General features: G+C 57.4%; 21 protein-coding genes and 1 tRNA gene. 5 read left to right on the forward strand and 17 right to left on the reverse strand.

The genetic code is table 11. From position 1 onward, the window contains the following. On the forward strand, positions 1-581 hold a 581-nt coding region (locus NTW95_15180), incomplete at its 5' end, for an ABC transporter ATP-binding protein (protein MCX6558748.1). Positions 582-824: 243 nt separating this feature from the next. Here NTW95_15180 and NTW95_15185 read toward each other — a convergent pair. The 4 genes from NTW95_15185 to NTW95_15200 all read right to left on the reverse strand — a co-directional run bounded on the left by NTW95_15185 (position 825) and on the right by NTW95_15200 (position 2,834). Beyond that, positions 825-1,448, reverse strand: coding sequence for a site-2 protease family protein (locus NTW95_15185; protein MCX6558749.1), 624 nt, complete (start codon positions 1,446-1,448; stop codon positions 825-827). A 35-nt stretch (positions 1,449-1,483) separates the two neighbouring features. Next, positions 1,484-1,900, reverse strand: a complete 417-nt coding sequence (locus NTW95_15190; protein MCX6558750.1) for a hypothetical protein — start codon at positions 1,898-1,900, stop codon at positions 1,484-1,486. A 95-nt stretch (positions 1,901-1,995) separates the two neighbouring features. Then, complete coding sequence (locus tag NTW95_15195) at positions 1,996-2,220, reverse strand: hypothetical protein (GenBank protein ID MCX6558751.1); 225 nt, start codon at positions 2,218-2,220, stop codon at positions 1,996-1,998. A 62-nt stretch (positions 2,221-2,282) separates the two neighbouring features. Then, positions 2,283-2,834 carry a hypothetical protein gene (locus NTW95_15200; GenBank protein ID MCX6558752.1) on the reverse strand — a complete coding sequence of 184 codons (552 nt, stop codon included), beginning with the start codon at positions 2,832-2,834 and terminating at the stop codon, positions 2,283-2,285. A gap of 178 nt (positions 2,835-3,012) precedes the next feature. On the opposite strand from NTW95_15200, the gene NTW95_15205 reads away from it, so the two are divergent. From NTW95_15205 to NTW95_15215, 3 genes are read left to right on the forward strand one after another with little or no spacing between them, the layout of a single operon-like run. Then, entirely contained in the window at positions 3,013-5,175 is a 2,163-nt protein-coding gene (locus NTW95_15205) for a S46 family peptidase (GenBank protein ID MCX6558753.1), read from the forward strand. Then, positions 5,175-6,101 (forward strand): diacylglycerol kinase family protein, encoded by a 927-nt coding sequence (locus NTW95_15210; GenBank protein ID MCX6558754.1) that lies wholly within the window; start codon positions 5,175-5,177, stop codon positions 6,099-6,101. The genes NTW95_15205 and NTW95_15210 overlap by 1 nt, the downstream gene beginning before the upstream one ends. A gap of 45 nt (positions 6,102-6,146) precedes the next feature. Beyond that, positions 6,147-6,344: a hypothetical protein gene (locus NTW95_15215; protein MCX6558755.1), complete on the forward strand. Its 198-nt coding sequence runs from the start codon at positions 6,147-6,149 to the stop codon at positions 6,342-6,344. Positions 6,345-6,364: 20 nt separating this feature from the next. Here NTW95_15215 and NTW95_15220 read toward each other — a convergent pair. Continuing rightward, positions 6,365-6,449, reverse strand: a tRNA-Leu gene (locus NTW95_15220). A 110-nt stretch (positions 6,450-6,559) separates the two neighbouring features. On the opposite strand from NTW95_15220, the gene NTW95_15225 reads away from it, so the two are divergent. Continuing rightward, positions 6,560-9,109, forward strand: a complete 2,550-nt coding sequence (locus NTW95_15225) for a M14 family metallopeptidase (GenBank protein ID MCX6558756.1) — start codon at positions 6,560-6,562, stop codon at positions 9,107-9,109. A 23-nt stretch (positions 9,110-9,132) separates the two neighbouring features. Here NTW95_15225 and uvrC read toward each other — a convergent pair whose 3' ends face one another. The 12 genes from uvrC to NTW95_15285 all read right to left on the reverse strand — a co-directional run bounded on the left by uvrC (position 9,133) and on the right by NTW95_15285 (position 22,088). Then, entirely contained in the window at positions 9,133-10,791 is a 1,659-nt protein-coding gene (gene uvrC, locus NTW95_15230; GenBank protein MCX6558757.1) for an excinuclease ABC subunit UvrC, read from the reverse strand. A gap of 141 nt (positions 10,792-10,932) precedes the next feature. Then, the gene (gene bamD, locus NTW95_15235) at positions 10,933-11,778 is read right to left on the reverse strand and encodes an outer membrane protein assembly factor BamD (GenBank protein ID MCX6558758.1); all 846 of its coding nucleotides are present in this window, start codon (positions 11,776-11,778) and stop codon (positions 10,933-10,935) included. Next, positions 11,775-12,440 carry a ribulose-phosphate 3-epimerase gene (gene rpe / locus NTW95_15240; GenBank protein MCX6558759.1) on the reverse strand — a complete coding sequence of 222 codons (666 nt, stop codon included), beginning with the start codon at positions 12,438-12,440 and terminating at the stop codon, positions 11,775-11,777. The genes bamD and rpe overlap by 4 nt, the downstream gene beginning before the upstream one ends. Next, complete coding sequence (locus NTW95_15245; protein MCX6558760.1) at positions 12,437-13,159, reverse strand: PASTA domain-containing protein; 723 nt, start codon at positions 13,157-13,159, stop codon at positions 12,437-12,439. Before NTW95_15245 ends, rpe begins: the two co-directional genes overlap by 4 nt. A 58-nt stretch (positions 13,160-13,217) precedes the next feature. Beyond that, positions 13,218-13,778, reverse strand: coding sequence for an epoxyqueuosine reductase QueH (locus NTW95_15250; protein MCX6558761.1), 561 nt, complete (start codon positions 13,776-13,778; stop codon positions 13,218-13,220). After that, positions 13,775-14,530, reverse strand: a complete 756-nt coding sequence (locus tag NTW95_15255) for an RNA methyltransferase (protein ID MCX6558762.1) — start codon at positions 14,528-14,530, stop codon at positions 13,775-13,777. Before NTW95_15255 ends, NTW95_15250 begins: the two co-directional genes overlap by 4 nt. Then, on the reverse strand, positions 14,520-16,925 hold the full coding sequence (locus NTW95_15260; GenBank protein MCX6558763.1) for a TIGR03960 family B12-binding radical SAM protein: 2,406 nt from the start codon (positions 16,923-16,925) through the stop codon (positions 14,520-14,522). Before NTW95_15260 ends, NTW95_15255 begins: the two co-directional genes overlap by 11 nt. Then, positions 16,922-17,992, reverse strand: coding sequence for an FtsW/RodA/SpoVE family cell cycle protein (locus NTW95_15265; GenBank protein MCX6558764.1), 1,071 nt, complete (start codon positions 17,990-17,992; stop codon positions 16,922-16,924). The genes NTW95_15260 and NTW95_15265 overlap by 4 nt, the downstream gene beginning before the upstream one ends. Next, positions 17,976-19,793 (reverse strand): penicillin-binding protein 2, encoded by a 1,818-nt coding sequence (gene mrdA, locus NTW95_15270; GenBank protein MCX6558765.1) that lies wholly within the window; start codon positions 19,791-19,793, stop codon positions 17,976-17,978. The genes NTW95_15265 and mrdA overlap by 17 nt, the downstream gene beginning before the upstream one ends. Continuing rightward, positions 19,783-20,256, reverse strand: coding sequence for a rod shape-determining protein MreD (gene mreD / locus NTW95_15275; GenBank protein MCX6558766.1), 474 nt, complete (start codon positions 20,254-20,256; stop codon positions 19,783-19,785). Before mreD ends, mrdA begins: the two co-directional genes overlap by 11 nt. Continuing rightward, positions 20,249-21,067, reverse strand: coding sequence for a rod shape-determining protein MreC (locus tag NTW95_15280; GenBank protein ID MCX6558767.1), 819 nt, complete (start codon positions 21,065-21,067; stop codon positions 20,249-20,251). Before NTW95_15280 ends, mreD begins: the two co-directional genes overlap by 8 nt. After that, positions 21,057-22,088 (reverse strand): rod shape-determining protein, encoded by a 1,032-nt coding sequence (locus NTW95_15285; GenBank protein MCX6558768.1) that lies wholly within the window; start codon positions 22,086-22,088, stop codon positions 21,057-21,059. Before NTW95_15285 ends, NTW95_15280 begins: the two co-directional genes overlap by 11 nt. Positions 22,089-22,112 lie beyond the last annotated feature (24 nt).

Genomic DNA, 22,112 nt, shown 5'->3' on the forward strand with positions numbered 1-22,112 from the left:
TGCAGTTCTACCGGCCGCAAAAGGGCGAGATACTCATCGACGGCCGGCCGGCGACCGAGTACGAATCGAATTCACTGCGCCGGCATATCGGTTATGTGCCTCAGTCGCCAACGTTGCTTTCGGGGACCATCGCGGAAAACCTGCGCTACGGCGACCCCGAGGCGAACGCCGAGCAGATAGAAAAAGCGGCGCAGGCCGCCGGCATCCATGATTTTATCGCTTCTCTGCCGCAAGGCTACCAGGCCCTGGTCGGGGAGCGCGGCGTCAATTTCTCCGAGGGCCAGAAGCAGCGCCTGGCCATTGCCCGGGCTCTGGTGAAAAATCCCGATATCGTGGTCCTGGACGAACCGACCTCGGCCCTCGATTCCCGGACCGAAGCCTCGATCTTCGCCTCTTTACCCGAAATATTGCGCGGCAAAACGCTGTTCATCATCGCCCACCGCCTGAGCACCATCCGCCAGGCCGACCGTATTCTTTGTTTCGACGACAAGGGCCTTGTCGGGGCTGGTGGCCATGCCGAACTAGAAATAAATTGCCAATACTACCAGGCCATGCTGCGCAGCCAGAATGTTCAGAACTGAAGAAAAAGCCGAGCTTGGTAGACGGTTTACGGTAAACGGTAAGAAGTGAGTTTACATCTACAGTAGGTTTGAGGTTCGAAGTTCGATGTTCGACGTTGAAGAAATAATTGCGCTTGGTTTACGGTATACGGTGTAAGGCTCTGAAGGTCGCCGACGAGGGGATTTATGGCAACCGTAATCAAGCAAAATATTTCGAAAAATTGCTGTTACCGTCTGCCGTACACCGTCAACCGTATACCGCTTTTAGAAGCCGAGCAATGAATTGACCAGCCGGGTGATGGGCGTGGTGAGAAAGTCAAAAAAATTGAAATAGACTCCGGCCAACAAAAGCAAGAAACCATAAGGTTTGATTTCTTCGAAAGCCGAAAGGGCGTCGTTGTTCAAAAAAAATTCGGCTGCACCGGCACTGGCCAGGGGCGGGATGGGCAGCAGGTTGAAAACTCCGATGCACGCATTAGCCATGCAAAAAGGAAGGAGCACCTGGAGCGGGAAGAGCGACGTTATCAAGCCGGCTGCGCCCAAACCCCGGGTAACGCCGATTCCTGCCAGCATCAGCATCAGGTTGGCTGCCGGGCCGGCAAGGGCGATCAGCAGCCCATCGCGGCGGGGGCGGCGCAGGTTTTCAAGCTTGATTTCCAGCGGCTTGGTCCAGCCCAGAACAGGCAGGCCACGGAAGAGCAGGTAAAACGGCAGCAGCACGCTGCCGATCCAATCGACGCGGGCAAAGGGATTTTCCGCCGAGCGCTGCCTTTTCGCGGCTTCGGGATCGCCGAGGCGGCGGGCCATCCAGACCCGGGATTTGTCGTGCAGCCATAAAGAAAAAAGCACGATGGCGAAATTCAGCCCAAGAAAAAAATAGCGCTTCACGGTTGGGCTGCGGGTTTATGAGTCAAGGAAGGAGTTTATAGCTGGTTGAAAAGTTTCAGCTGCTCCTTGATGTAATCGGGGATCATCGATCCGTAAAGAGCGTCGTGGGAGAGGTTGACGACGTTTTCGTTGATCTTGACCGGAGTGTTGTTCTTGAAGGTGAACTTCCTATCCTTGGCGAACAAATTGCCGATCGGGCCGCAGCCCCTCCTTACTTTGACCACTTCGGTCTCCGGGACGGGGCAGCCCATGACGACTTCCTTGTTCTTTTTCTCATCGCGGAAGCGGATGATGATCAGTTCGGGAGTTACCGAGAGCAGTTCGCCCTTGAAAGTCTTGTCCTCGATGTTGACTTTGACTTTTTCGCCCTCGGGCAGACCGCCGACGATTGGCTTGCAGATGCAAGCTGAAAGGATCACTATAACCGAAAGCAGCAGCATAATTTTTTTCATGTATAAACCTCCCATTCAAGGTCTTTTAACACAGAAAAAACAAATTTTCAAGCCCCGGGAGCGATTCCCGGATTATACCGTTGGCCATCCTCATTTCACAGTTGTTTCAAAACATCCAGATATGAATCCAGCTCCAAGACGCGCCGCTTGATCAGATCGACCCGGTCGGCGGCCAGCATGTTGCGATACATGGTCCCATCCAGTCTGCCGTAGAATACGGCCAGCCATGCCAGTTCCCGGTCGCGGAAGGTAAGCCAGGCGCGCAACGGCAGCAGGCAGACCGTCAAGGCGGCGCAGACAAACCAGACCGCTTTTTTCATGTCTCCATTGTAGCGCCAGCGGGAGAGCGGAGCAATTCGCCGGGGAAACAGCCTGTCCGGCATCACTCGGCAAAACTCAGTAGAAAGAGTCTCTGCCAATATTGGGCTTCCTTGAAAATCGCCTCGACCGGAAGCGCCGCTGCATTTCCCGGCCCGGGCAGCCGCAACGGAAGCCTGTTGTCCCAGAAATAGACCCGCTCTTCAAGGGCGGGCTCGTCGCCGTTCTTATCGCTGCGGAAAAAGAAACGCAGCCGCCCGCCGGCATACAAGAATTCGCTGTACCGGAAACGCGCGGCCGACGTTTCACTGACCTCGACCTTTGCCAGAACGGTTTCCGCTTTTTGCTCAGCCATTTCGGCGAATTCCGGCTGGTCACTGTACCAGAAAACAGCTTTTTTAACATAATTTCCGACCGCCCGCCAGGAACCGCCGCGGCTATTGACGATCAGCTCGCTGCAATAGAGGCCCCCCACCTCGCTTTTCTGGGCCAGGGCGATGGCTGCCGCCGTTTGGGCGTAAAGCTTTTTAATCTCCTGCACACCGGCATCTTCCGCAGCAACAACCGAGGACTGGCAAGCCAACCAGACCAAGAACAAGATCGCTGTTTTTTTCAAGCTGCACCTCGCTCAGGCAAACCAGGCGGCCCGATCGCAAATCCAGGCCCCCTGGATGATCCATAACACAAGCGCGGCATGTTGGCAACCTTTTCGCATCCGCGGGCCGGTTGAATTTTGCACCTGGACGGGATATAATCCGTTTTCACTCACCAGATCTTATGATAAGGAGCCGCGAATGAAATCAAAAATCATTTTCCTGTCTATTATCTTCGCAATATGGCCATTGGCCGCCAAGGAAGGCATGCACAAAGTCGACGGCGTCACCCCGGCCATTGCCAAGGACATGAAGGGATGCGGGTTCGAACTCGACCCCGCCTCCATCTGGGACATCGGCAAAAAGAGCCTGGCCATGGCCGTGGTCAACCTGGGCGGCGGCACCGGTTCCTTCGTCTCCGCGGACGGACTGATCATCACCAACCACCACGTCGCCTTCGGCGCCGTGCAGAGCCTCTCATCGCCGGAGCACAATTACATTCGCGACGGTTTCCTGGCCCGCAGCCGAGCCGAGGAAATTCCGGCTCCCGGCTACAATGTCAGGATCATGACCGGTTTTGTCGACGCTACGCCGCAATTTCAGGCGATTTTCCGTCCCGGCCTGGACCCGAAAAAGCGCTCGCGGCTGATCGACAAAATATCCAAGCGCCTCGTCCGCCAGGGGGAAAGCACCCCGGGCAACGAATGCCTGGTCGCCCAGTTCTATGGCGGCCGCGAATTTTACCTGGTCACCTACCTCAAGATCAAGGATATGCGCGTGGTCTACGTCCCGGCGCGCTCGGTCGGCGAATACGGCGGTGAAATCGACAACTGGACGTGGCCGCGCCACACCGGCGATTTTTCCTTCCTGCGCGCCTATGTGGGCAGGGACAACCGCCCGGCCGAATTCGCCAAGGACAACGTCCCCTACCACCCGCTGCATTACTTCCCCATCGCCCGGCAGAATCTCAAAGCCGGCGATTTTACCATGATCATGGGCTTCCCGGGAACGACCAAACGCTGGACCAGCGCCGCCGAGGTCGGCAACGAAACCGAAGCCAATTATCCCCAGCGCATCGCCCTGCTCGAACAGTACATCGCCCTGCTGGAAAAGGCTTCGGCGGCCGACGAAGCGGTGAAGATCAAGAATGCCGGCAACCTGAAGGGGTTGTACAATTCAATAAAAAATTACCGCGGCATGCTGGAAGGGCTGCGCAAAAACGCCGTTCACGAAACGAAGCTGGCAACGGAAAAGCAACTGGCCGCCTTCATCGCCTCCCGGCCCGACCTGCGCAAAAAATACGGCCGGCTGCTGGCCGACATCTCCGCCCTGGCCGCCGAAGAACGCCAAAGCAATTCGCTGCAGACGGTCTACGGCTGGATGACCCGCGGCTGCCGCCTCTTCGATTGGGCGCTGACCATTGACAAGTGGAGCCGGGAAAAAGCCAAGAAAGACCTGGAGCGCGAAACCGGCTACATGGAGCGCGACATCGCCGCCAAGAAGGAGCGGCTGCCGGTCAGCCAGCGGAACCTGGACCTGGGGACCGACCAGGCGGTATTCGCTTTCTTCCTGAAAAAGCTGCTGCAAGCCGATTCGGCCAACAGTTTCAAAACCCTGCGCCAGGAAGTGGAAAAAAGCCCGGGCAGCGGCCTCGACGAACAGATCGCCGCCTTTGTCAACGCCCTTTACCGGCACACGCGGCTGGCCGATTATGATTTCAAAATGAGCCTGTTCGCCGCCGACAGGAAAGCGCTGACCGGTACCGCTGACGCCTTCATCGCCCTGGCCGATAAAATAAGGCCCAACATCGACGCCTTCACCAACCGCCGCAACATCCTCACCAGCCGCTGGCAGGGGCTCAAGCCGCTCTACATCGAAGCCATGATGCAGATGCGGCCGGCAGACCTGTTTTATCCCGACGCCAACTCCACCCTGCGCTTCAATTATGGCCGGGTCGAGGGCTACTCGCCGCGCGATGCCGTCAGCTACGCCCCGTTCACGACCCTGGCCGGGGTGCTGGAAAAAAACAGCGGCGAATTCCCCTTCAACCTGGACGCGAAGTTCGTCGCCGCGGCCATGAACGCGGACCATGGCGCCTACGTCGCTCCGGAACTGAACGACGTCCCGGTCAATTTCCTGACCAGCAACGATTCCACCGGCGGCAATTCGGGCAGCCCGGTGCTCAACAGCCGCGGCGAGCTGGTCGGCGTGCTGTTCGACGGCAACTACGAGTCGCTGAGCAGCGATTTCTTCTACCGGCCCGACATCACCCGCTCCATCCACGTCGACATCCGCTACGTCCTGTTCGTCGCCGACAAGGTCAATCAGGCCGGCAACGTCCTGGAGGAACTGGCTGGCCGCTGATGGAAAAAGTCGCCATTCTCTTCAATCCCAGCTCCGGCAAGGGCCGCGCCGGGCAAAAGCGACGCAGCCTGCAAAAATGCCTCAAGGAGAACGGCGTGGCCTACGACTGGTTCGAATCGCGCCATGAGGACGATTTGCGCGACCTGGTCCGGGCGACCGCGGCCGATTACCAGACGCTGGTCGCCGCCGGCGGCGATACCACCATGCTGATCGTGATCAACGAAATGATGCGCTTGAAAGCCGACAACGCGCTGGGTATGATCGGCCTGGGTTCGTGCAACGACGTGGTCAGGGAATTCGAGATCCATACCCTGAAACGGGCCTGCGCCGCGATCAAAAGGAACCGCTTCCGGCGCATCGACCTGGGCATGGCCCTCGAAAACGAGAAAGTCCTGCGCTATTACCCGGGCCAGGCGTCGATCGGCCTGGCCGTGCTCATCAACCAGTACGTGGAGCGGGTGGTCAGGCACCGCCCGCAGCTGGGGAAATACCAGACCCTGTCCGGCCTGCGCGGCGGCTGGCAGGCCTTGCGCTCGGCCGATCTGCCCATGGAGCTGACCGTGGAGTGTGAAGAGGGCACTTTCCGCGGCGAATTCGTCCTGGCCGTCTTTAACAACATCCGCTACTACGCGGCCGGGAAAATGGCCACACCGCGGGCGCGCACCGATGACGGTCTGCTGGACGCCTTCCTGGTCAAGAATTGTTCCTTCTCGCGCCTGGCCTACATCACCTTCCTGACCCCGTCCGCCGCCTACTCCGAAAAAAAGGAAACCCTGACCATCCAGGCGCCGCGCTTCATTGTCAAGGCGAAAAAGCCTTTTGCCGTACAGATCGACGGCGAGATCCTGACCGCGGCCGCCGCCCCCCGCCAATTCAGGAAGATCGAATTCGCCTCCGCGCCGCGGGCGCTGAAAATCATTTCTTGACTTCCGCGATTGTGTTATAATTTTTTAAGCGAACGGGGGTCACCCATGAAATGCAAGATATTCTCCGGACAGGGCGTTGAACTGGAAAAAAAAATCAACGAGTGGCTGACGCCGAACATGGAACTGCGCCAGATCGGCCAGAGCACGGTTAGCGCCATGGTCAACGACAAGACCGTCCCCTATACCATCATCTCCATTTTTTACCGGGAAAAGGGGATCGTCGAGCAACGCAATCTGGAATAGTTTCCGAGCCTGGATGAAATTGCCGGAGAAGGGAATCGAACCCTTACAAGGAAAATCCTCGTCAGATTTTGAGTCTGATGCGTCTGCCAATTCCGCCACTCCGGCTCATTGATGGGATATTATAAATAGCGGCGCGTTTTTTGTCAACCCGCCGGTCAGCAGCATTTGCAAATCAGTCATAGGCGGGATTATAATCCGCTTTTTAAGGAGGCACGATGAAAAAACCGTTGCTTTTTTGCGCCGCCCTGTTGGCCATGGCCGTTCCAACTCTCGCGCAGCAGAGTCCGGACCAGTTCCTGGGCTTCACGCTCGGCTCCGACCGCAACCTGGCCGGCTACAGCCAGATCCACGAGTATTTCCGGCAGCTCAGCCTGAAATCGCAGCGGATCAAACTCGTCACCCTGGGCAAAACGACCAAGGGCAACGACCTGTTCATGGCCGTCATCTCCGCCGCCCAGAACCTGCAGGATTTGGAAAAATACACCGCCATCACCCGCCAGCTGGCCCAGGCCGAGATCGATGTGCCGACGGCCGAGCAGCTGGCCGCCAGCGGCAAAGCCGTCGTCTTCGTCACCTGCAACATCCATGCCACCGAGATCGCCTCGTCGCAAATGACGATGGAATTGGCTTATCGCCTGGCCACCGGCAACACGGAGGAAATTCTCGCCATATTGGACAACGTCATCCTGGTCCTGTTCCCTTCGGTCAACCCCGACGGGCAGATCATGGAAGTGGAGTGGTACAACAAGACCAAGGGGACGGAATACGAAGGCACCGGTGTTCCCTACCTGTATCACTGGTATGCCGGCCACGATGACAACCGCGACTGGTTCAAAATCAGCCTGAAAGAAACTGAATTGATCGTCAAGGAAATCTATCATAAATGGTTCCCGCAGATCCTTGTCGATGAGCACCAGATGGGCAGCAGCGGCGACCGCTTGTTCGTCCCGCCCTACCAGGACCCGCCCACGCCGGGCATCCATCCCCTGGTCTGGCGCGCCGTCAACCTCATCGGTTCGCGCATCGCCTATGACCTCGAAAAATTGGACTTCAAGGGCGTGGCCTCGCGCGGGTTTTTCACCGGCTGGTGGATCGGCTCGCTCGACGACACGACCTGGTTCCACAATATCCCCGGTATCCTCTTCGAGGGCGCCTCGGTGCGCCTGGCCACGCCGATCTACATCGAACCCGAAGAAGTGGAAAGCGCCGAAAGCTTCAGGAACGAAGAAAGGGTTTTCAGCCCCAATCCCTGGAAGGGGGGATGGTGGCGGTTGGCCGACCTGGTGACTTACGACCTGCAGGCAACCCTGTCGGTGTTGAACACCGCCGTCCGCCAGCGCCAGGAACTGCTCTACAACACCTACCAGATTGCCCGGGAAAATATCGCCCGCGGCAACAGCGAAGCGCCCTACGCCTTCATCGTTCCGCGCCAGCAGCACGATCCGGCGACAGCCGAACGCTTCATCAAGATCCTGCTCAAATCGAATATTCGCGTCTTCCAGCTCACCCACCCGGCGCGCGTCGGCGACACGATGTTCGACAAAAAGTCCTATGTCGTGCCCATGGCCCAGCCGTACCGCGCGTTTGTCAAGAACATATTCGAGAACCAGCATTACCCCGATATCCGCAAGAATCCGAAGGCCGACCCGGAGCCGCCCTACGACATGGCCGCCTGGACCCTGCCCCTGGGCATGGGCGTCAAGACGGTCGCGGTCAATGAACCGCTCAAGGCCCTGCTGGAACCGGTCAGCCCGGAGCAGTTCCAGAAAAACCAATTCCCGGAAGAGCTCGAGGAATACATCATACTCGATTCGCGCTGCAACCATTCCTTCCGGGCCGCGTTCGAACTTCTGGGCAAGGGCAAAACGGTTTATCGCAACCGCGAACATCCGGATTTTTCTCCCGGTTCATTCCTGGTCAGAAAGAGCGAGGCGCTGGAAATATTGAAATCCATCCACAACGAGGCCCCGCTGCAGCTGACTTCCAGAAAAGAGATCCCGCTGCAGCAATTCCGCCGCCTGCGCCCGTTCAAAGCCGGGCTCTATCAAAACTGGGGGCACAACATGAGCGAGGGCTGGCTGCGCTATGTCTTCGATGAATACAAGATACCCTATGAAACGGTTCACCCCCAGGATGTCGCTAAAAAGAATTTTGCGGCTAAATACGACCTGCTGGTCTTTGCCGGCGCCTCGGAAAGCGAGATCGAAAGCGGCAAGCCGCCCAAGAAATTGGAAAAATGGGAAACCCCGGCTCCGCCTGAATTTTCGGGCGGTATCGGAGAAAAAGGGGAAAAACTGCTCAAGGAAATGGTCAAAAGCGGCAAAACCCTGATTTTCATGGACGATTCCTGCAATTACGCCATCAACAAGTTCAAGATGCCGGTGACCAATATCATGGAAGAGAACAGCAAGGTAACGTGCCCGGGCTCCTATCTGCGCGTGGACGTGAAGGAGTCGCCATTGACGGCAGGCATGGAAAAAACAGCCGCTGTTTTTTTCAGGTCCAGCCCGACCTTTGAAACATCGCCGCCCAGATCGGCCAACGAAAACCGCTCTACGCCGCTGGTCTTTCCCGAACGCGACCTGCTCCTGTCGGGTTGGCTGGAGGGCGAAAGCGAGCTGGTGCGCAAATCGCTGCTGGTCGATTTCCGCCAGGACAAGGGGCGGATCATCCTTATCGGCCCCGACCTCATCCACCGCACCCACAGTGAAGGCACTTACAAGATCATGTTCAACGCCCTGCTCGGCGCCGCCGAAGTGCAATAACCGAAAAATGGTCCGCTGCCGGTTCAGCCAGGGAGTTTTTCGCGACGTCCGCGACTGAGCACATCGCGTCTACGGCGATGATGGGTGATCGCCCGCCGGTGGACCTCATCGCGTATGTTTTGGAAAAGGAACTTGGCCGGCGAACCGGGAGCGAGGACCAAGGAAGATCCGTCTTCCATGAAAATCCGCTCTTCGCCCTTGGCCAGGGCCAGCAAATCGCTGCGCAGCCTCAACTTTTCCTTAACCTGGCGGGCCGCGGCCATTTGCGGCCGTCCGCCGTCGATCAGCAATAGGTCCGGTTGCTCCCGCCATGATTTCAATCGCTTCTCCGCTGCGTTGAAATCATCCGGCGGGTCAACCCTGTGGGGCTGATCTGTTTCGCTAGCGAAGCGCCGCGAAAGAACCTCCTTCAAGGCACCGGTATCGCCGCCGCCGGCACCGCGGATGAGGTAACTCCGGTAGGAGCGCTTTTCGGGTCGGCCGTTTTTAAAAACCACCCGGGCGCCGACACGATTCTTTTCACCCAGGTGGGAGATATCGTAACCTTCGATGAAAGCGGGAAAATTCCGCAGGCCCAGTTGCTGCCTGATCTTTTCCGCCAGCAAGCGATAATCGCTTTTCTGAATGAACAGGGCCAGGTTCTGCCAAGCCAGCTCCAGGATCCTTTTCTTGCGGCCCTGGCGGACGGTGCGGATGCGCACCCGGCGGCCGGCCTGGTCGGAGAACAGCTTTTCCAGCGCCTGCGCATGCCCCGGGAGCCTGGCAACGATGATTTCCCCGGGCAGCGGCCGGCGCTGGTAAAAATCGAGCAGGAAGCCCTTCAAAACCTCATCCTCGCCGCTGTCGATGGCCGGCAGGTTGAAATACTCGCTCTTGCGCACCTGGCCGCCCACAACGGCGAAATAGGCGAAAAACGCCTCGTCGCCCAGGCTGCTGGCGACCAGGATATCGCAATCGCCGCGGGCGCGGGTCGAAATGCAGGAGCGGGGCGAAAAACTTTCTATCAGCTCCAGGTCCTGCTTAATTTTCTGCGCATGCTCAAAATCCAGCGCCTCGGCATAGCGGCTCATCCGCTGCGCGAGCGCGACCGCGACCTTTCGTTTATGTCCCTTCAAAAAATCGACGGCATCCAGCACCTGCTGGCGGTAATGTCTTGGGTCGATCCTGCCGGCGCAGGGCGCCGAGCAGCGGTCGATATGGAAATACAGGCAGGGAACGCCTTTTTTAAAGGTGGAAGCGGCGCAGGAGCGGAGACGAAAAAGACGGGTGACGGTGTCGATCAGGTCCCTGGCCTTCTGGGAGCTGACCAGCGGGCCCAGTCCGTAGTTACCGGCAGCCACCCGGCGTGAAAAGTAGATCCCGGGAAAATTTTCATTCAGGGTGATCTCGATGAACGGGAAACTCTTGTCGTCCTTGAGCCGGATATTGAACGGGGGCTGATAGCTATGCACCAGGTTCGCTTCCAGCAGCAGGGCGTCGTCCTCGGCGGCGGTGACAACATAATCGATGTCGGCCGCCCGCTGCAGCAGGTTCTGCAAAAGGGGATTGTCCCTCTTTTGGAAATACTGGCCGACCCGTTTTTTCAGGTTGATCGCCTTGCCGATATAGAGGGTCTTTCCGGCCGCGGTCTTAAAAATATAGATCCCCGGTTTTTCGGGGAGGTCCTTTCTATTTTTCAGCACCTTTAGAGCCTTATAGCAAATTCTAACCCGGTAAAAACCGGATAAAAACCTTAGAAAATAAATTTTTTACATAAAAAGTTATGAAAAATTTATTTTAAGGTTTTAAAATTTGTTATCTTTTTAGAATAAATTTTGAATTTGCTATCTAAGGCTCTTATCCCCCCCTTGCGGGGGACTTTGCAGCTCTGCTGGTTTGGGCGGCTCTTTCTTGGCCGCCAGCCGGCGGTTGATCTTGGCGATCAGGCGCTGGGACTTTCTGGCGTACCTGGATTTGGCGTAATTGCCGACCAGGCGCTGGAAAAAAGAAAGCGCCGAATCCAGGTCCTCCATGGCCAGATAGGTTTTGCCGGTATAATAAAAAAGCTTGTCGTTCTTGGCGAAGTCGGGGTATTCGTCCATGACCTGCTTGAAGCGGGCGACGGCGCCGGGAAAAGACTTCATGACATAGTTGTAGTAGCCGATCTGGTAATAATGGCTGGCCAGGTTCTGGCGGCATTCATTTATTTTTTTCTTGGCTTCCTCGGCCTCAGCCGTGCCCGGGTACTGCTGGATGACGATTTCGAACGCCTTGATGGCGGAGAAGGTGCTGCTCTGATCGCGCTCCGGCTTTCTCATTTGCTTGTAGTAGCACATGCCGATCTGGTTCCTGGCGTACACGGCATCGGGAGAATACGGGAAGAGGCTGGCGTACTCCTGGTATTCGGCGGCGGCCATGACCAGCGACGCCGAATCGTTTTCCCTGAAGTAGGAATCGGCGATGCCCAGCTTGCCCTTGTTGGCGTAGGCCGAATCGGGGTACAATTGCATGATCTCCTTGAAAAGCAGGCGCGCTTTCTCGGGGTCCTTGCCGATGTATTTGACGGCATTCTCGTACATCATTTTGTCCGAACCTTTTTCGGATGGATCGACGTTGATGCTTTTCCTGGATCCGCAGCCCGCGGCAACCAGCACCGTCAGCAGCAGGGCCGGGACGAATAATTTTTTCATGTTTGACTCCATTGCAGCCGTTTTAGTAATTGGCCGATTTTTTTTTCTATGTTTTCAGCATGGTACAGATGCGTTCCAACCACGAACAGGTCGGCTCCCGCCTCCTTGAGCCGCGCGATGTTTTCCACGGTGATGCCGCCGTCCACCTGCAGCAGGCAGGGGCTTTGCCGGCGCAGCAGCTCCCGCTTCAGCTGGCGGACCCGCTCCAGGGTGGCGGCGATGAAAGTCTGGCCGCCTTTGCCGGGGAAAACGCTCATCAAGAGAACATAATCGATCGTATGCAAAAAAGGGTGCACCCGCTCCAGGGGAGTGTCGGGATTGAGCACCAAACCGGCCCGGCAACCTCTCTTTTTGATCAACCCGATCAGGCCTTCGCAGTCGGCGTCGGTCTCCAGGTGAAAGGAAAGCCACTCGGCCCCGGCCTCGATGAAACGCGGGACCATCCTGGCCGGATTGCTGACCATCAGGTGGGCATCCAGGCGGAAAGGGAATTTGTCCTTGAGGGCCCGAGCCAGCGTCGGCCCGAAGGAGATGGTGTCGACGAAATGCCCATCCATGATATCCAGGTGGATGAAATCGATGCCTTGGGCGACAAACGCGTTCAACTTGGCGTGCAGATCGAAAAAGTTCGTGGATAAGATGGACGGAAAAACGGGGTTCATTTGCTGACCTGAATGCCGATCAAGTTCTTGGCGCTGATTTCAAAGCCGGGTGATGGGAATTGCTTGAGAATGATCCCCGGCTTCAATCCGAAATAGGTGACTTCCTCGATTTTCGAGATCTTCAAGCCCTGGGTCTCGAAAAAAACGAGCACCCGATCCGCCGGTTTGCCGATCAGGTCGGGCATGATGAACGAAAGGCTCTCGGCGCCCTTGGAGACCAGCACGTCGATGGCGGAACCCTCCGCCATCCGGCTGGACGCCGGCAGCGACTGGCCGATCACGCAGTCCAACGGCACGTCGAAGCTGGAAATATAAGCGGTGTGCCCTTTTTTCAGCTTGCTGTTTTTGAGCAGGGCGTCGCACTCCTTCTGGTTCTTGGCGATCAGGTCGGGAACGACCGTCTGGCCGACCTCGGAAGCGACGAAAATCTTCAGCACCGATTTTTCCTTGACGCCGGAATCGGGTGCCGGGAACTGGTTGACCACGGTGTTGGGCAGGTAGGCCGAGCCGAAATCGCCGACGACCTTCTTGAGGATGATGCCTTTTTTCGCGGCGATGGTGTAGGCCTCGGCCAGCGTTTTGCCGATCAGGTCGGGAGCGTTGATTTCATCGCCCTTGACCAGCAGGCTGACGGTGAAATACACCGAGAGGGAAAAAACCGCGAAATATGAGCAGACGATCCCCGCGATTTTCCCGATCAGCACCACTTTCTTGTTCATCAGGCACTAAATTTAGCATATCGAGGCCCGAATTGCAATCCGGGCTGCAGGACCGTAGTCAGCGCGGGCGTTGGCGCAGCAGCCTTTCCACTTTGGAATAGACACAGCCGCAGTAATCCTGGTGCTTGACCCCGAGTTCCTTCCCCTGCCGGCGGCTGATGAGAAAGCCATTCTTCTTTTTGAAGTCTTCGCCGATAAAGGCGACGCCGGTCGCTTCGGCCAGGACATATCCCTGCTCGTTGATCTGCGCCGTCCGCTTGGAAGGACTGATCGACAGCGTCGAGGCCACGGCGTCAAAACCGTGCTCGCGGGCATGTTGAAAAGCCTTTTCCAGCCGGAAGCGGAAACACAGCGGACAGCGCGCCCCGCGCTCGGCTTCCCGTTCCAAGCCGCGGATGGCGGCAAACCAGCCGCGCGGCTCATAGGGAAAGTAGGTCACCGCCCAGGCGAACCGCTCGGCAAGCTTGACCAGTTCCAGGCGGCGGAACTCGAATTCCCCGAACGGCTGGATATTGGGATTGTAAAAAAAACCGCTGACCTCGAATTCCATCTGCAGCTTCTGCCAGACATAGATGGCGCAGGGGCCGCAGCAAATGTGCAGCAGGAGTTTCTTTTTCACCAGCCGTGTACCCTCTTCACTTCGTGCATCAGGATGCAGGCGCTGACGGCGACATTGAGCGAATCGATACGCGCCGCCTGCTCCAGGCGGATGAGCGGAAAGCGCGCCAGCAAGCTCCGCGCCAGCCCCTGTCCCTCGTTGCCGAAGAGCACCAGGCAGGGAAACTCCATGTTGGCGACGGCGAGCGGCCTGCCGCTGGCGTGCGATCCGGTCAGATAGATATGAACCTTCCGGGCCTGGGCCTCGGCCAGCAGTTCCTCGAGGCTGGGAAAAACCTGGAAGGGAACGTCGAGCAGAGCCGTTTGGGCGGCACGGACCACCTTGGGGTGGTTGGCGCGCACGCAGGCCCCGGCCATAACCAGGGCGGAGACGTTGAAAGCGGCCGCGCAGCGGAACACCGCGCCCAGGTTGGCCGGATCCTGGAGCGAATCGAAAGCAAAGACGATTTTCTGCTTTTGGAGATTGATCTCCCAGGCTGGCATCGCCAACACGGCGATGATCTCCGGTGGGGTTTTCAGTTCCGAGATTTTTTCCAGCACCGGGCGGCTGACCCGCCATTGCTCAACCACCGTTGCCGAAATTTCCGGCAGCCGTTTTTCCATCTCGGAGCTGTACACGAGCGTGCTCACGGTAAGCGGGCGCGCCAGGATGTCCCCGACCAGTTTTTCACCCTCGAAAAAAACAAGCTTTTCCCTGTTCTTCAGCAGCGCCTGCAGGCGCGGGTTGCTGCGCGAGGTTATTTCAATTTTCATTTTTGAAGCGGACGGCGGTCCGGCTCAAATTGGCCGTCCATTTCCGCTCGGGATCCAAGAGCTTGTATATCCGCGCGAAGCGCTCCTGCCCCTGGCGCGAGTAATCGATGGCCAATTCCAGGCTGTTTCCCGCGTCGGTCAGCCGCTCGCCGGCAAGCAGGTAGTCGCCCAGGTCCCCGCGGTGTTCGGCGGCCTCTGGCCAAAGGAAGCGCCATTCGATGAATTGCAGGTCCCGGTACAGCGACTTGTCGTCCAATACAAACCGGGCTTTGTCGAAGCACAGGTCCGTTTGCCCGTTGTTCAAGCAGGCCGCGATCTCCGCTTCGCCCATTTCACCGGCCACGAAAACCTCGACCAGCTCGGCAAAACCCTGGGCCCCGACCGGAAGCGGCGGCAGGGACGCCATCTTGATGCGCGGATGAAAACCTTCGCTGTACTTGAATAAAAGCCCGGACTTGCGCAGTAGCCTTTCGATGTATTGCATCAGGGCCAAGTGCGACAGGTAGCGCAGGTCGCCGGTCTTCTGATACTGGATGCGCAAGCGGCGGTAGCGGGCCGGGGTCGGAGGCGGGGGCGAAACCGGGACCAGCGGAGCCGGCGCCACTGCCGGGAATGTTTTTTTGGCGAATGAGCATCCGGCGCAGGCAGCGCAATCTTGCTGCGAGCATTCCGCCGTTTCCTGGGCCGACAGGGCGCGGCCGTACTCCGCGGCCAGGTAATCGCGGCTGAAATTCAACTGGATAAAATCCCAGGGAAGAACCGTCGTCGGCGTCAAGGCGGCAAGGAAATCGGTTCCCGCTTCGCCGCGGATCCATTTTTCCCAGACCGGAAAATGGAAATGGGCATCCCAAGCGGTGAAGGCTTCCCCTGCCCGGAAGACTTCCAGCAAAAGCTCGCCCACCCGGGCGTCGCCGCGTGCCAGGATGGTCTCGACGATGCCGAGCTGGGGAGAATGGAAATCAAGGTTCAGGTTTTTGTAGCGTTTCAGGCGGTTTTTCAGGTAGGCCACTTTTTCTTCCAATGTGCCGACATCCTCGCGGCCGGCCCATTGCAGCGGCGTATGCGGCTTGGGCACGAAGGAGGAGAAAGAGACGTGGATGGTGACCGTGGCCCGGCGCGAGCGGGCCTGAGCCAGGATTTTCTCGAGCAGCGCCGCGATGGCCTCGATGTCGTCCATGCCTTCGCCCGGCAAGCCGAGCATGAAATACATCTTCACTTTCTGCCAGCGGTGTTGCCAGGCGAAATCGAGGGCCTGGAAGATCTCCCCGTCGGTGACATGCTTGTTGAGCACGCGGCGCAGACGCTCGCTGCCCGCTTCCGGGACGATCGTCAGTCCGGTCTTGCGGAACCTGGCCAGCGTGGCCAGCAGCTCCTCGGTCAGGGTCGATGGCCGCAGCGAAGGAATGGAAAAGGATATGTCGGGCCGGATGAGGGCAGGGATCCGTCCCAGCAATTCCCGCAGATAGGGATAATCGCCCGAACTGAGCGATGAGAGCGAAAAAGATTCAAAACCGGTTTGGGACAGGGCCTTGCCGATGAAATCGACGGTCGGCTCGAGGTTTCGAGCCCGGAATGGGGCATAATAAGACTTGGCCTGGCAGAAACGGCAGTTCTGCGGGCAGCCGCGGGCGATCTCGACGTTCAGCCGGTTGAACACCACCTCGCAGATGGGGACGATCTCATGGGTCTCCGCCGGCAGGCGGTTCAAATCCGGGCAGATCCGTTTCACGATTTTTCGGCCACCGAGGTCGGGAACGAGAAAACAGCCGACTTGTTTCAATGGCACCAAGCTGGGCACATAGATCCCTTGCAGCGCGGCCAGGGACTGCAGCACCTGCTGACGCCGCAGCTTGTTTTCCCTGGCTTTTTTCAGCACGGCGATCAAATCCGGGAAAAGGGCTTCGCCGTCCCCGAAAGCGAAAAGATCAATGATCGCGCGCAATGGCTCCGGATTGGCCACCGCGATCCCGCCCGCCGCCACCAACGGCGCCCCCTCCTGCCGCTGCGCCGCGAGCAGGGGCAAACCGCTCAGGGCGAGCACGTGCAGCACATTGGTGAAATTGAGTTCGCTGGCCAGCGAAAAGCCGATCAGGTCGAAATCCTTGAGCGCGATCCTGTTTTCCAGCGAAAACAGCGAAACACCGCTCTCTTTGAAAACGGCCAGATTTTCCGGCTCGGGCAGAAAGGCCCTCTCGGCGTGAACGCCGTCCATGTTGTTGAGCAGATGGTACAGGATCTTCAGGCCCGAATGGCTCATGCCGATGGCATAGGTATCGGGGAAAACCAGGCAGATATTTATGTTGCTCCTGGCGAAGCCATCGCGGCAGGAATTGATTTCCCGCCCGATATAGGCCTGCGGGTTCTGAAGATGGGCAAGCAGCTCCTGGGCGTTCATGTCAGATAATTGTTTATTTTGATGCGGAAAATGATCGCTTCGCCGAGGTAAAAAGAAAGCAATGACGAACCGCCGTACGAGACAAAGGGCAGAGAGATCCCCAGGACCGGGAACAGGCCAATGGCCATGGCCACGTTGATCAGGAACTGAAAAAGGATCAAGCCGTTGAAGAGATATATGAAATAGAATTCCTCATCGCTTTGAAAATTAAACCTGAATTGCCGGTAAAAAACGAGGAAGAAAATGAAAAGCAGGACGGCGATGCTGATGAACCCCAGTTCCTCGCCAATGACCGAGATGATGAAATCGGTATGGCGGGCCGGCAAAAACTGATACTGGGATTGCGATCCCTTCAAGTAGCCCTTCCCGCTCAAGCCGCCCGAACCGATGGCGATCTTGGACTGGATGATCTGATAGCCGATGGACGTCTTGTACTTCGATGGATTCAAGAAAGAGACGATGCGGTTGCGCTGGTAGTTCTTCAGCACGGAATTCCAACCGACCGCCCCGCACAGCAAAGCCAGGATGAGCGACGTGATCAAGATCATCGGCCTGATTTTCTTCAGCAGGATGGTGATCGGGATCAAGGAACAGAGGATGAAGGAAACGCCCAGGTCGGGTTGCAACACGATCAGAAAAACCGGACCGGCCACGAGCAGGATCAGCAGGATGAACGTCTTCCAGTTGATATCCTGAAAGCGGACCAGGGTTTTGGCCAGGAAAAGAGCCAGGGGAATCTTGACGAACTCCGAAAACTGCATGCCGACCACGCCCAAGCGGAACCAGCTTTTTGTCCCGGCCGATATGCGGCCGGCAACGATCTGCAGGGCCAGGATGGCCAGAAGCCCGAGGTAGGCGGTGAGGGCATGGCGGAAGACGAAATCGATCTTCAGCGCAAAGACGACAAAAAAACCGGCCAGGGAAACGAACAGCCAGACGATCTGCTTGAGATAGTTGCTTTCCTTCAGGGGAAAGCCGGCGCTGAAAATCAGCACGATCCCGATCAGCGAGAGCAGCAGCAGCAGGACAAAAGTCCCCTTGTCGAAATATTTAAAGTAGTCCTTCATCGGCAAAATATTTTTGGTAAATCCGCGCCGCCAGCGGGGCGGCGATCGCGCCGGCATCGCCACCGTTCTCGATCAATACCACCATGGCCAGGCGGGGATTGTCCTTGGGCGCGAACGAGACGAACCAGGAATTGGGCATGAATCTTTTTTCCTTGGTCAGCATGTCGTAGTTCGGGTTCTCCTTGGCGATGATCTGCGAGGTGCCGGTCTTGCCGCAAATATCCAGGCCGGCGATCGCCGCCGCGCGGGCCGTCCCGCCCTCGTTGACCACGCGGAACAACCCCTCGACGACCAGTTGAAAATTTTCAGCGGCGATGGGCACCTGGGTGAATTCGGGCTTGAACTCGACGATCGTCTTCCCTTCCTTTTCGATCCTCTGCAGCAAGTGCAGGCGGGGTATCCGGCCGCGCAGGGCCACGGTGGCGATCATCTTGAGCAGTTGCACCGGAGTCACGTTCAGGCTGCCATGGCCGATGGCCACCGAAATCGTCTCGCCGGGAAACCAGCGCTGCTTCATGGTCTGCATTTTCCAGGCGCTGTCGGGCACCAGCCCCGTGTTCTCGCTGGGCATGTCGATGCCGCTCCGCTCCCCCAGCCCCATCATCCGCGCGTAACGGGCGATCGTGTCAATATCCAGGCGCTTGCCCAGATTGTAGAAAAAAATGTTGCAGGAGTTCTGCAGGGCGGAAACGATGTTCATGGTGCCGTGCCCGTACAGGTTCCAGCAATGGAATTCACGGCCGTAGAAATCCTGGCTGCCGGAACAATGCACCACCGTGGTTGGGCTGACGATCTTCTCCTGCAGCCCGGTCAGCGCCATGATGATCTTGAACACCGACCCCGGCGAATAGATCCCCTGCAAAAACTTGTTCTGCAAAGGCTTCTGCGGATCGTTGCTCAAGGCCAGCCATTGCTCCAAGGCCATTTCCTGCGAAAAAATTTCGGGGTTGAAGTCGGGCTTGCTGACCATGGCCAGGATGCCCCCATTGCGCAGGTCCACGACCCCGACGGCCCCGCTGGTATCGACGAACAACCCTTCGATGAACTTCTGCAAGTCGAGGTCCAGGGTCAACACCACGGTGGCCCCGATCACCGGTTTGATCTCGGACTCGACTTTTTGAATTTTTTCCAGGTTGTCCTTGATGACGATCTGGTTACCCTTCGTCCCCCTTAAAAACGGCTCGTACTGCTTCTCGATGCCGCTGCGGCCGACGAAGTCGCCCAGGGCATACTCCTTGCCCTCCTTGACGCCCAGTTCCGCTTCGGTTATCTCGGAGATGTAGCCCAGCACGTTCGCCGCGCAATTTTCGAACGGGTAGGTTCGCGTGGGTTCGACCCCGATCACGAATTCGGGGAATTCCTCCTGCCGGCTTTCGATGAAAATCACGGTGCCCCGGGGCAGGTTGGTTTTGATGGGGATGCGGTAGAATTGGGGGTATTTCTTGTATTTGGCGATGGTGGCGCGGATGACGATGGGATTTTTGCCGGAAAAAAAAGTGGCCAGGCGCAGGGTCTTTTCCATGTCGGTCACGTTCTCACGGACCAGATAGAGGGTGAAATTGATCTTGTTTTCAGACAACGCCACCCGCCGATGGTCCACGATCAGCCCGCGCGGAGCCGGGAGATCGATCGAGCGGGTGATGTTTTTTATGGCCAGGCGGCGGTAGTATTCATTGTTGACGATTTGAATGTTCCAGAAAGCGGCGATAATTCCCAGGAAAACAACGATCAAAAAAACGGCCGAGACCAAGCCCGACTTCTTGATGGTGGCGGGGGACAGCTTCCTTTTGCTAGGATACATCAAGGAGCGACTTGACTTTTTTAAGTCCCAGGATGACCGTGCCGATGAAGGCGGTGGCCAACGGCTGATAGATCAACAAGCTGGTTGTGGTCGTGTACTTGAAAATGAGGGCATAAAAAACATAGGCCACCACGTTCGACAGAAACAGGGAAAGCAAAATAAGCAGGAAAACAAATATGTTCTTTTTCAAATCCAGAAAGCGGGCGATCGTGTTCAGCAAATAAGCGGCCAGAGTGCGGGAAAATGAAAAAACCCCCATGATGCCGCCGGAAAGATAATCGGAGCACAAGCCGATCAACGAAGCGCTGATCACGCTTTTCATGAACCCCGATTTGGTGGCGATGTAAAAGACAACCAGATAGAGCAGATCGACATTGAGCCGCAATGACCGATAATATTTGGCGATGACCACTTGGCCGACCAGCATCAGCACAAAAAACGCGTAGCGAAAACGGTTATTCATGGGCCAACACAACCAGCTTCTTCAGCGGCTTATCGACAAAATACGGCCGGACCACGATCTTCTGAGCCAGGTAGTCCGACTCAATCTGGGTCACCTTCCCGAGCGGCAGGTAATTGGGATAAATCAGATCGGTGCCGGAGGTGACCACCTGGGCACCCAGCCGCACGGGTTTGCCGGCCAGCAAATAGTGAAAGCGGCAGTCCGGGCCATCGCTGCCCTTGATCAGACCTTCCAGCATATTGTCCTCGATGTAGGCACCGGCTCCGCCGATGGAACTGGTAATCAGGCGTACCGCGGCCGAGAACGCCGTGAGCGGCTCGACGATCTTGCCGACCAATTCGGCATCGCCGTTCAACACCACGTCGTTTTCGGCAAGGCCGGCGTGCAAGCCTTTGTCGATCATGAGCGAGCTGTAGGGGAAATTGACGTCGACCGCGATCACGGTGGCGGTGATAAAATGAGCGAATTTCCCCTGCAGCCCCTTGGGCAGGTTCAGCTCGCGGATCTGTTTTTTCAAAGCGTAGTTTTCGATTTTCAAATCGATCTGCTGCTTTTTCAGGAGCTGGTATTTCTTGTAAGCGTTTCGCAAAAACAGATAGCGGTACAACTCGGAGGAGACGAAATCGGACGACTTCTGGATCGTAAGCTGCAACGGTGTGATCATGTTGGCGATGATGGTTTGCAGCAGCGAATGTTTGTTTTTCAGGACGATCTGCGAAGAAATCAGGATCAGATTGACAAACAGGATGATGACCAGAACCAGCGATTTTTTTTCGGCGCTGAGTTCGTTTCTGTCCGGATTATAGGGCATTGCCGATTTTTTCCAGCAGCGGCAAATTCTCCAGAACTTTGCCGGCCCCCAGGACCACGGACGAGAGCGGGTCATCGGCAATAAAAATCGGCAGCAGCGTCTCCTCCCGGAACCGTTTGTCGAGGTTCTTGAGCAAGGCTCCGCCGCCGCAGAGAACGATGCCGCGATCGACGATATCGGCCGAAAGTTCGGGCGGGGTCCGTTCCAGGGTGTTCTTGACGACTTCAATCAGCGCCTGCACCACCCCTTCCAGGGCTTCACGGACCTCGCTGTCATTGATGCTCAGGGTTTTGGGAATGCCCTGCGCCAGATCCCGGCCCTTGATTTCCATTTCCAGGGGTTCATCCAGCGGGTAGGCCGAGCCGATCTTGATCTTGATCTGTTCGGCGGTCCGTTCGCCGATCAGCATGTTGTATTTCTTCTTGATGTACTGGATGATCGCTTCGTCCATTTCATTGCTGGCGATGCGGATCGACTTGGCGACGACGATGCCGGAAAGGGAAATGACGGCGACGTCGGTGGTGCCGCCGCCGATGTCGACGACCATGTTGCCGCCGGGCTCGGTGATGGGCAGGTCGGCGCCGATGGCGGCGGCCATGGCCTGTTCGATCAAAAAAACCTCGTTGGCCCGGGCGCGCAGGGCGGCGTCGCGCACCGCCCGCCGTTCCACCTGGGTGATTTCCGACGGGATGCCGATGACGATGCGCGGCTTCAGGAACTGGTTGCCGGTCCGCGTCCGCTTGATGAAATACTGCAGCATCTTCTCGGTGGTGTCGAAATCGGCGATCACGCCGTCTTTCATGGGCCGGATGATATGCATGTTGGCCGGGGTCTTTCCCAGCATCTCCTTGGCCTCGGCGCCGACGGCCATGATTTTCCCGGTCTTGTCGTCGATCATCACCATCGACGGTTCGCGCAAGACGATGCCTTTGCCTTTGATATAGACCAGGGTGTTGGCCGTGCCCAGGTCGATGGCCAGGTCAGCGGAGAAATAGTTGTACAGCTTGGTGAATATCCCCATGCTCATGCTCCTTGATTCATTCTG

The sequence above is a fragment of the Candidatus Aminicenantes bacterium genome, assembly GCA_026393795.1.
Classification (GTDB): domain Bacteria; phylum Acidobacteriota; class Aminicenantia; order UBA2199; family UBA2199; genus UBA2199.

Excerpts from the sequence above, each read along its gene's own strand:
- mreD (MCX6558766.1), bottom strand. The coding sequence starts at position 20,256 with ATGAATAACCGTTTTCGCTACGCGTTTTTTGTGCTGATGCTGGTCGGC.
- NTW95_15280 (MCX6558767.1), bottom strand. The coding sequence starts at position 21,067 with ATGCCCTATAATCCGGACAGAAACGAACTCAGCGCCGAAAAAAAATCG.
- NTW95_15195 (MCX6558751.1), bottom strand. The coding sequence starts at position 2,220 with ATGAAAAAAGCGGTCTGGTTTGTCTGCGCCGCCTTGACGGTCTGCCTG.
- NTW95_15285 (MCX6558768.1), bottom strand. The coding sequence starts at position 22,088 with ATGGGGATATTCACCAAGCTGTACAACTATTTCTCCGCTGACCTGGCC.
- NTW95_15260 (MCX6558763.1), bottom strand. The coding sequence starts at position 16,925 with ATGAACGCCCAGGAGCTGCTTGCCCATCTTCAGAACCCGCAGGCCTAT.
- bamD (MCX6558758.1), bottom strand. The coding sequence starts at position 11,778 with ATGAAAAAATTATTCGTCCCGGCCCTGCTGCTGACGGTGCTGGTTGCC.
- NTW95_15225 (MCX6558756.1), top strand. The coding sequence starts at position 6,560 with ATGAAAAAACCGTTGCTTTTTTGCGCCGCCCTGTTGGCCATGGCCGTT.
- rpe (MCX6558759.1), bottom strand. The coding sequence starts at position 12,440 with ATGAACCCCGTTTTTCCGTCCATCTTATCCACGAACTTTTTCGATCTG.
- mrdA (MCX6558765.1), bottom strand. The coding sequence starts at position 19,793 with ATGTATCCTAGCAAAAGGAAGCTGTCCCCCGCCACCATCAAGAAGTCG.
- NTW95_15265 (MCX6558764.1), bottom strand. The coding sequence starts at position 17,992 with ATGAAGGACTACTTTAAATATTTCGACAAGGGGACTTTTGTCCTGCTG.
- NTW95_15255 (MCX6558762.1), bottom strand. The coding sequence starts at position 14,530 with ATGAAAATTGAAATAACCTCGCGCAGCAACCCGCGCCTGCAGGCGCTG.
- NTW95_15190 (MCX6558750.1), bottom strand. The coding sequence starts at position 1,900 with ATGAAAAAAATTATGCTGCTGCTTTCGGTTATAGTGATCCTTTCAGCT.
- NTW95_15245 (MCX6558760.1), bottom strand. The coding sequence starts at position 13,159 with ATGAACAAGAAAGTGGTGCTGATCGGGAAAATCGCGGGGATCGTCTGC.
- NTW95_15215 (MCX6558755.1), top strand. The coding sequence starts at position 6,147 with ATGAAATGCAAGATATTCTCCGGACAGGGCGTTGAACTGGAAAAAAAA.
- NTW95_15210 (MCX6558754.1), top strand. The coding sequence starts at position 5,175 with ATGGAAAAAGTCGCCATTCTCTTCAATCCCAGCTCCGGCAAGGGCCGC.
- NTW95_15205 (MCX6558753.1), top strand. The coding sequence starts at position 3,013 with ATGAAATCAAAAATCATTTTCCTGTCTATTATCTTCGCAATATGGCCA.